Origin of the sequence: Nonomuraea sp. NPDC049784 (assembly GCF_040659615.1) — a bacterium.
In the GTDB taxonomy this organism is placed as follows: domain Bacteria; phylum Actinomycetota; class Actinomycetes; order Streptosporangiales; family Streptosporangiaceae; genus Nonomuraea.
On the sequence record NZ_JBFAMX010000399.1, the window covers coordinates 1 to 9,436 of the forward strand.

A 9,436-nucleotide genomic window follows, 5' to 3' on the forward strand; every position below is an offset into this window, starting at 1 on the left:
TCAAGGTCACTGTCTGAAAGATCCTGTTCTCGCCCTGCTTGAGTCACAGAAGACTACTTCGTCCCCAGGTCTCACGAGAGTCTGACAGAGAGGGGGTGGGGCCCAAGGAACCGTTCGTGTGGCTGAACGCACCATATGTGTCCGGTTGGTACTCATACATCGCCTTACGGAGCGTCGCGTACCCGATAGAGCTGTTATCCGTTTTGTGATGATCGCGTGTCTTGCCGGGAACGTCGTATTTTCTTACGTTGATCGTCGGATGTGATCAGCTCCGAGCCGCGCGACCCGGAGGGCCGTGGCGGAGAGCGACGGTTGGCGCCTTTGCTGGTGTCCTTCGTTGTGGTTCGGAGTGTGATGGCGTATGCGCTCGGTTTCGTCATGGCGTCGTTCGGCTGGGATGGTCCTTACGCTTGCCGGGTTGGCGCCGGGTCTGCTGGTGCTGCAGGCGTCGCCGGTCGCGGCTGTCCCTGCGGTGGGCGCGGTGGCTGACCTTGGTGCCTTACCCGCGGTGCCGCAGCAGATGATGGGGTCGGCAATGACGCTGCCGCTGTTGGTGCCCGCGACCGAGGTTCCGGCCGCGGCACAGCCGTCGAATGGGTGGCGCTCGGAGGTGACGCGGCCCAAGGGAGCGGTGCCGCTGGAGGACCGGACGGTGGATGCGGCGGCAACCTCATCTGAGGAGTCCGGGCTGCCGGCGGGGACGTTGCGGGCCGAGGCGGCCGATCAGACGATCATGGCCGTGCCGACCCTGACGAATTGGTATCCGGCGCAGGGGCATCTGGTTGATTCGCTGACGCCGGCCTTGCGGGCGTGGGGGCTGAGCAACAACTCCAGCACCTCGAAGCTGTCGTACTCGTTCACCTTGTGTGACGTCGAGGCGATGACCGGCACCGGCTGCACGTCCTCGGGTGGATATGTGGCGGGCAACGCCAACAGCTGGAGCGTTCCGGCCGGGAAGCTGGCCTGGGGCAAGCAGTACTGGTGGACGGTCACCGTCAAGGACTCCTACGACTCCTCCACCACCACGTCGCCGAAGCTGACGTTCGTCACCGGGGTGCGGCAGCCGACGGTCACCTCGTCGCTGGCCTCCGCGGGGGTGGCCGGGCAGGAGTTCAATCAGCAGAGCGGTAACTACACCACCACCGCGACGGATTTGCAGGTGGCCACGGTGGGGCCGCCGCTGTCGGTGGTGCGCACCTACAACAGCATGGACCCGCGCACCGATGGCATGTTCGGGGCGGGCTGGTCCACACGCTGGGACATGAAGGTCGTCAAGGAGGTGCGCGGCGCCTCCACCTCGGCGCTGGTCACCTATCCGGACGGGCGGCAGGTGCGGTTCGCCTCGAACGGGGATGGGACGTTCCAGCCGCCGCCCGGCATGTACGCGACGCTGGTCCAGGAGAGCGGCGGCACCTGGCGGTTGAGGGACAAGGCCAACGCCACCTTCCTGTTCGATGCCGCCGGGCGGCTGACGAAGATGAGCGACCAGCGGGGACACAGCAGTGACCTGACCTACGACACCGGGGGGAAACTGTCGAAAGTGACCGGGGTTGGGGGCCGGTCGGTGACGTTCACCTGGCAGGGCAACCAGGTCGCGACGGTGTCCAGCGATCCGGTCGATGGCAAGGCGCTGACCTGGACTTACGGCTATGAGCAGGGGCGGTTGACGCAGGTGTGCGCGCCGGTGGCGGCGCCGAACTGCACCGCGTATGAGTACGGGGGCGGGTCGCTGTATCGCAGCAGCGTGCTGGATTCGGATCCGTTCGGCTACTGGCGGCTCAGCGAGGCCACCGGCGATGCGATCGACCTGGGCTGGGGCGCGGGCGATGCGACCTATGACGCCACCGCCAAGCGCGCCCAGCCGGGCGCGCTGGCCGGCACGACGGACGGCGCGGTCGAGCTGACCACCACCACCGAGGTGCGGCCCAAGGACGGGATCGTGCCCAAGATCGGCACGTACGCGACCATGGAGGCCTGGTTCAAGACCAGTTCCACCTCCGCCGGCACGGTCATGTCGCTGCGCACCGCCCCCAGCGCCACCAAGGAGGAGGTGTTCGGGGTCGGCACCGACGGCAAGCTGCGCAGCTCCTACCAGCCGACCGCCACCCCCATCACCACTGCGGCTGCGGTCAACGACGGCGCCTGGCACCACGCGGTGCTCACCGTCTCCGGCAACCTGCAGACCCTACCTGGACGGCGCGGTCGTTGGCACGCTCAGCGGGGCCATCACGGGCACCGAGAACCGGTACGTCACCACGATCGGCGGGCTGGCCGGCCTGGTGGACGAGGTCGCCATCTACGACCGGCCGCTGACCGCGCCCGAGGTGCAGCGGCACTACGCCGCCCGTACCGCGGCCCCGAACAAGCTCACCAAGGTAACGCTGCCGTCCGGCCGGGTGCACGCGGTCAACACCTACGACGACAAGACCGACCGCATCGCCACCCACACCGACGCCGACGGCGGCACCTGGAAGATCGGCACTGTTGGGATCGAGCAGCAGTCCGGCGAGGCCCAGGTGACCGTGTTGGACCCGGACAACAAAGAGCTCAAGTACCTGTATGACGCCTGGCGCGGCTACCGCATCCGCGGCGTGACCGACCAGCGGCAGTTCACCACCTGGTACGAATACGACCAGGCGGGCTTCCTGACCAAGGTGATCGACCGCAACAACATCGCCAACGACATCTACCAGGACAAGCGGGGCAACACCCTGGGGCGGAAGTACTGCCGGGCAGCGGGCGAGTGCGCGATCGAGTACTGGACCTACTACCTCAACGAGAACGACCCGTTCGACCCACGCAACGACCAGGTGATCGCCTACCGGGACGGCCGGTCGGCCAGCGACACCGACCCCACCCACGCGACCACGACGGAGTACAACAGCTTCGGTGAGCAGACCAAGGTAACCACTCCGGCGACGGACGATTTTCCGCAGGGCCGCTCGGAGAGCATCGCCTACACCGACGGCAGCGAACCGGCGGAGGGCGGGGGCACCACCCCGGCCGGTCTGACGAAGAGCAAGACCGACGCCCGCGGCAACACCTGGCAGTACCGCTACACCGCGGCCGGTGACCTGGCCGAGCAGACCGACCCCGAAGGCCTGGTTACGAAGCTGGACTACGACGCGCTGGGCCGGGTGATCGCCAGCACGCGCGTCTCGGATGCGGTTCCGAACGGGGCGAAGACCACCTTCGCCTACGACGGCTGGAACCGCCTGACCGCCAGCACCGCTCCGGGCGTGAAGAACGAGATCTCTAACGTCACCCACACGGGGCAGACCCGCACCACTTACGATCCTGACGGTAACCCGCTGACTCAGACGATCGCCGACCTGACCGGCGGCGAGCAGGACCGCGTGACGACCTACACCTATGACTCGCACGGTCGCCAGGACTCGCTCACCGGCCCGGAGGGCGGGATCGCCCGGCAGGAGTGGAACCACCGCGGCCAGGTCATCCGCACCACCGACGCGCGCGGCACGGTCATTGAGCAGGCCTACACCGTGCGGGGCGAGCTGTACACCAGCACGCTGAAGGGCTGGACGGGTAGCCCGGTCAACCCGCAGCCGGCCACGGACGTACTGCTGGAGACGCGCAGTTACGACGCGGGCGGGCGGCTGGACACCATCAAGGATGTGATGGGCCGAACGTCCAAGAACACCTATTGGATGGACAACCGGCTCAAGGAACAGATCGCCGTCAAGGCCAGGCTGAACGACCCCGCCGCCACGCCGCGGGATGTGCAGGTGAAGGCAGAGGAGTACGACGCGGCCGGCAACCTGATCACCCAGGTGGGCGGTAAGCAGGCGAACGGTCAAGACATCGTCACGATCTTCGAATACGACCAAGCCAGCCGATTGGTGACGCAGGTGCTGGACCCCCGCTCGGCCCAGAACCCGAAGGGGCTCGAGCGCGTGACTGAGTTCGGCTATGACGCCAACGGCAACGTCACCAAGGCCACCCGCAGGGCCGCCGAGAGCGACCGCGTCGAGACGACCAGCTACGCCTACAACAAGCTGAACCAGCAGACCCGGCAGACCATCGAAAACGGTGCCCAGGACATCGTCTCCACCATCGAGTACGACGATCGCGGCCTGCCCGTCGCCACCACCGACCCGCGCGGCAACGCCGACGGTGCGAACGCCGCCGACTACACCACCACGATCCGCTACGACATCCTGGATCGGCTGGTGGAGAGCAAGGCACCGCAGGTGCAGGTGGACAAGAACGGGAGCGCCGCCTCGGCCCGCCCGTCCGCCCTGGTCGGCTACGACACGGTGGGCAATCAGACCCATCAGCGCGACGCCGAGGGCCGCATCGTCACCTCGACTTTCGACAAGGCCGGCCGGCTGGTCAGCAGTACGGCGCCGGCGTACACGCCCCCCGGCGGCAGTACGATCATCTCGACCGTCGAGCACGCCTATGACAAGGCTGGACAGCGCATCCGCACCACCGATTCGCGCGACAACGTCACCACCTACGAGTACGACCAGCTCGGTCGGCAGGTCCGTGTCACCGACCCCGCCCCCGACGGCCAGAGTCCGGGCACCTGGGTGACCGAGTACGACATGGCGGGCGAGAAACTCGCCACCGTTGACCCGACCGGCGCCCGCGCCCAGGCCACCTACGACGACCTCGGCCGGCAGATCACCGCCACCCAGATCGAGCGCAAGCCCGCCAGCGCCGCCTACACCACCAAGATGGAGTACGACGACGCCGGACGGCTGGTCAAGCAAATCGTCCCCGGCACGGGCACGACCACCAAGACCGCCAGCTTCGAGGCCAACGCGGCCGGTGAGACCACCAAGGTGACCGACCCGGCGGGTGCGAGCACCATGGAGTACGACCTGGCCGGGCGTCTGGTGAAGACTACTGATGCGAACGGTAACGCCAGCGTCGCCGAATACGACCTGGCCGGCCGTAAGACTACGGTCACGGACCTGGGCCGGAACGAGTCTTCCAACAATGAGATCACGGTGGAGCGCACCTACGGCATGGGCTACGACGCCGCAGGCAACCAGATCAGCGCCACCTCACCGGAGGGCTATGTCACCCGGCAGACATTCGACGCACTAGGTCGTCTAACCTCGCTTGTCGAACCGGTGTCGACGACCGAGTCGATCACCACCAGCTTCGGCTACGATGCCACTGGCGCCCGCACCCGGATCACTGATGGGCGAGGCAACGCCACCTGGACCAGCTACAACAGCCTAGGTTTGGTGGAAACGGTGACCGAGCCCTCCACAACGGCGCACCCGAACGCGGCCGAGCGCACCTGGACCCATGCCTACGACGCGGCCGGCAACCCGACCACCACCATCCAGCCCGGCGGGGTACGCATCGACCGTATCTTCGACCACCTGGGCCGCCTCACCAAGGAGAGCGGTGCAGGGGGAGGCGCCACCACGGCGGAGCGCACGTTCGGCTACGACCTGGCCGGCCGCCGCACCACCGCCGGTGATCTGACGGTCGACTACAACGACCGCAGCCTGCCGCTCAAGGTCTCGCGTGGCACCGTCCAAGAGACCACCTACGCCTACGACGGGATTGGCAGCCCCGTCCAGCGCATCGATGCCAGCGGCACTGCCACCTTCACCTACGACGGCGCCAACCGGCTGAAGACTGCCACCGACCCGGTGACCAGCCGTACCCTCACCTATGGCTACGACGCGGCCAGCCGGTTGAAGACCATCACCGCCACCGGCACGGCCAGCACCCAGACCATCGACTACTACGACACGAACCAGGTCAAGAGCCAGACGCTGAAGAACGGCTCCGGCACCCAGCTCGCCAAGATCGCCTACGAGTGGGACAAGGACGACAACCTCACCACCAAGACCACCGCCGGCACCGCCGGGGCGGGCACCAACACCTACGGCTACGACCACGCCGGACGGCTCACCTCCTGGACCGCCCCCGGCGGCGCCACCACCGCCTATGAATGGGACGCCGCAGGCAACCGCACCAAGGCCGGCGACAAGACCTTCACCTACGACGAACGCAACCGCCTGACCAGCGGCGACGGCACCGACTACACCTACACCCCGCGCGGCACCCTCGCCAGCAGCAGCAAGGCCGGGGCCACCATCAACTACACGTTCGACGCCTTCGACCGGCTCATCGCCGATGGCGACAGCCTCTATAGCTACGACGCCCTCGACCGCATGACGAGCCGGATCCGCGGCACCGCCAAGCAGGGCTTCGCCTACTCGGGACTCGGAAACGACCTGGCCGCCATCACCGACAGCGGCGGCACCGTCCAGGCCAAATACTCCCGCGACGTAGGCGGCAGTCTGCTCGGTCTCCAGGAAGGGACGGGCGCGGCAGTGGCGGCGCTCAGCGACCTGCACGGCGACCTGGTGGCCACCTTCACCTCCACCCTGCAGACATCTGCCGCCTACGACCCCTTCGGCACCGTCACCGCCCAGACCGGCAGCAGAACCCAGCTCGGTTACCAGGGCGAATACGCCGACCCGGACACCGGCAAGGTCAATATGCACGCCCGCTGGTACCAGCCCGGCACCGGCACCTTCACCAGCCGCGACACCGCCACCCTCAACCCCAACCCCTCCGTCCAGGCCAACCGCTACACCTACGCCAACGCCACACCGCTCACCGGCATCGACCCCACTGGGCACATGACCATGTACAGCCTGGACGGGAGCGGGGGCTACAGCCCCAGCGGCGGGAGCGATGGTCGAATCGGCCCCAATCCGGGACAACTGATCATCGGAACGACAGAGTACAACGACTTGATCACTGCGCCTGGCGGATATGGAAACGTGGAGAGTGTCGACCCGAGCTGGGCCCGGATGATCCAACTGGAGAACGAAAAGAAATTCTGGCTTGGCGACGACGAAATCGCGAGGTTGGGCATGAAGGTCATGCCCAACGGCCGGCCCGTCGACCAGCCCAACTTCTGGTTCGCCAGCGAAAAGGTGCAGAACGAGTACATGTCCAACTGGTCGCCGACTATGACCGACAAGCAGCTTGCTTTCAGCTGGGTGGCGGCCGGCGGGCTGGAAAGCTTCGCCACCATGGAGAAGGCGGCGAAGAAGAACGCCAACGATGTAAGACTCGGCGAGTGGCGAAAGATGCAGCAAGTAGGTGGCAAGCTCGGTTCGGGCATGTATGCTACAAAGCCAAAGGACGGAACCAGCGCCTCTAGATATGCTTCTTATGAAAGCTATAAGTACATCGTTAGATACTGGAGGGATATCGAGAAGGCGGCCGCGAATCACGGAATCAAAGACGTAAATGCCCTGGCTGCAGTTCTCATGTATGAAAGCCACTGGCAGGCCAATCAGACACTTGGGGCCAAGGCTGGCGATAACCTTAGCTTTTTGACGCAGGGGGAAGGGGCATCGATTGGCGTTGGCCAATTGGAAATCTATAAAATAAGGCATGCACTTAACGCATACGCGAAGGGATTTGCCGCTAAAAATTATAGCAACGGTGAGATCGCGGATATGATGAAAAATCCCTCCATTGCAATACATGCGGCAGCGGCTTATATGCGCTACCTGAAAGAGCGCATAACGGGTCTTAATCGTCCTATGACCGACATGGACGCGGCCATCGCCTACTGCACCTGCTCCGGAGCGGTCGTGGACCCGAAAACCGGAGTGGTCAGCGCCAAGCGATACGTGGCTTGGGCAAATAGTGGCTACGTCGGCAGGCCCGAGGCCACCAAGAAGAATCCAGAGAACGGGCGAATCGCAGAGGAGCGCCGTAACGCTCTACTAGCATACGTGAAGGCCGCCCCTGAGCTCTTCGCATGCGGAAGAGCTGCATGCTGGACCTACATGTAAGATACGATATCGTCCTCAATCGATACCGCGAGCGAGAAGAGATAGAAGGATGAGGGTTGCGCGGAGACGAAAGTTGACTGCAATTGCTCTTGCGATCTCTCTTCTTGTTGGAGGATGTGCGCAGCAGCCCGAAGAGGTCGACCCCGGCGTACTGGGAGAAATCAATAAGATCGGCACAGTTATCTGGAAAGAACGCCAAGAAGTCTCAACGGGGTCAGAAATCCTAGTAACCCATGCTTTCTTGGTCGATGTCGGTGGCGATACTGAGGAGGAATCGCTCGGGAAGGCGGTAGCCTATCTCCACAGCCGAAACTGGACCACCAAGGTGGACAGTCGGCCGCTAAATGTGTGGCTGAAATCATCCCGGTGGAAAGGTGCCACCATTGCTGCTTATGCGTGGAGTGTCTCTGAGGAGCACGATCAACCCGAAGCGATGAAGGCCATCGAAAGTCAGGGCATCAAGCCCACGGCGCTCGTGAGCGTTTACGCGTACGTAGGCTGGTAAGTACGGCAGTCGCATCACCGCCGACGGGCAGTCAGCCGCCGAAGCGCAGACTTTGTGCCTGCCGAAAATTGCATCCATGCTGGTCAAGCGGCATGTGAGTCTTCGTGGAGGATGCCGCCGAGCCGGTCTCTTCGGCGTATGTTCAGGTCGATGATTCGCCCGGGTCTGCGATCGGATCCGGGGCGGAACGCAGCGGGGCTGCTTGGTTCAGGGCTTGGTGGGCTCGGTGCTGGTTGTAGAACCGTTTGTACTCGCGCAGGGCGTGCCGCAGGTGGCGTTCGTTCCATACGAGGCAGCGGTCGAGGAGTTCCCGGCGGTACGACTGCACCCACCGCTCCATGATCGAGTTCATCCGCGGCATCCGGATACCAGTCAGCACCGTCGTGATGCCGGCCTCTGCGAGGACCTCTTCCATGAGCGCGGGGAACTTTCCGTCCCGGTCTCGGATCAGAAAGCGCGCCCGACAGCCTGCAACGTCCAGATCCATCACCAGGTTCCTGATCGCTTGGATGACCCAGTTTGCGCTCGGGTGTGCGGTGGTGCCGAGCACACGGACACTGTGAGTGCCGATTAATCATCCGGCCAGGTCAAGCCGCATGCCGATACTCCCTCAGGATTGCGCCTGCCGAAAATTCCATCCACGCAGGTCAAGCGGCATGTGAGTATTCGTGGAGGACGCCGCCGAGCCGGTCTCGTCGGCGTACATTCAGGTCGATGATTCGCTCGGGATCCGTGATCGGATCGGGGACGGTGCGCAGCGGGGCGGCCTGGTTCAGGGCTTGATGGGCCCGGTGCTGGTTGTAGAAGAGTTCGTACTCGCGCAGGGCATGCCGAAGATGGCGTTCGTTCCAGATCAGGCAGCGGTCGAGAAGCTCGTGCCGGCAGGACTGCACCCACCGCTCCATGATCGAGTTCATCCGCGGCATCCGGATACCAGTCAGCACCGTCTTGATGCCGGCCTCGGCGAGGACCTCGTCCATGAGCGCGGGGAACTTTCCGTCCCGGTCTCGGATCAGAAAGCACGTCCGACAGCCTGCATCGTCCAGATCCATCACCAGGTTCCTGATCGCTTGGATGACCCAGTTTGCGCTCGGGTGTCCCGTGGTGCCGAGCACACGGA

5 protein-coding genes are annotated in these 9,436 nt (G+C 64.7%); 3 read left to right on the forward strand and 2 right to left on the reverse strand.

The genetic code is table 11. The features are described 5' to 3' along the window. Positions 1–535: 535 nt before the first annotated feature. From AB0J09_RS44865 to AB0J09_RS44875, 3 genes are all read left to right on the forward strand, one after another. Entirely contained in the window at positions 536–2,563 is a 2,028-nt protein-coding gene (locus AB0J09_RS44865; RefSeq protein WP_360705489.1) for an RHS repeat domain-containing protein, read from the forward strand. Positions 2,564–2,591: 28 nt separating this feature from the next. Continuing rightward, complete coding sequence (locus tag AB0J09_RS44870) at positions 2,592–7,811, forward strand: RHS repeat-associated core domain-containing protein (protein WP_360705501.1); 5,220 nt, start codon at positions 2,592–2,594, stop codon at positions 7,809–7,811. Between the two features lie 73 nt (positions 7,812–7,884). After that, positions 7,885–8,316 (forward strand): hypothetical protein, encoded by a 432-nt coding sequence (locus AB0J09_RS44875; RefSeq protein ID WP_360705492.1) that lies wholly within the window; start codon positions 7,885–7,887, stop codon positions 8,314–8,316. A 142-nt stretch (positions 8,317–8,458) separates the two neighbouring features. Here the strand turns inward: AB0J09_RS44875 and AB0J09_RS44880 are convergent, their stop codons facing one another. After that, on the reverse strand, positions 8,459–8,866 hold the full coding sequence (locus AB0J09_RS44880; protein ID WP_360705495.1) for an integrase core domain-containing protein: 408 nt from the start codon (positions 8,864–8,866) through the stop codon (positions 8,459–8,461). Positions 8,867–8,963: 97 nt separating this feature from the next. Further along, positions 8,964–9,436: integrase core domain-containing protein (locus AB0J09_RS44885; protein ID WP_360705498.1), on the reverse strand; the 473-nt coding region annotated here is incomplete at its 5' end.

What these genes read in the sequence shown, in the direction of transcription:
- AB0J09_RS44865 (WP_360705489.1), top strand. Translation starts at nt 536, where the DNA reads ATGACGCTGCCGCTGTTGGTGCCCGCGACCGAGGTTCCGGCCGCGGCA.